1 pseudogene is annotated in these 288 nt (G+C 54.9%); it reads right to left on the reverse strand.

The features are described 5' to 3' along the window. Positions 1 to 105: 105 nt before the first annotated feature. Positions 106 to 288, reverse strand: a pseudogene (locus tag BK665_RS34070) (CDP-diacylglycerol--serine O-phosphatidyltransferase); the annotation flags it as partial.

Below are 288 nucleotides of genomic sequence, written 5' to 3' on the forward strand. Positions count from 1 at the left end.
CGACTCATGACAGTCAGACGCTTTGGGGACTTTGATCAGCATGACAACTCCGCAGCTTTGGAGGACAGATGCACCCATAGACTGCGGAGTATGAGGGAAATTACATCACTCGGCTTTTTTGTGGCGACGAAGACGCAACAGGTACTGCACCGGCCCGGAAGCCGCATAGGCAAGGAAGACCAGCAGCAGGATACGCGGCGGATCACTGAACACAACGGCGAATACCAATACCACCGCGAGAATCGCGACAAAGGGAACGCGCCCTTTCAAGTCCAGCTCCTTGAAGCT

The sequence above is a fragment of the Pseudomonas frederiksbergensis genome, from assembly GCF_003732665.1.
GTDB classification, from domain to species: Bacteria; Pseudomonadota; Gammaproteobacteria; order Pseudomonadales; family Pseudomonadaceae; genus Aquipseudomonas; species Aquipseudomonas frederiksbergensis_G.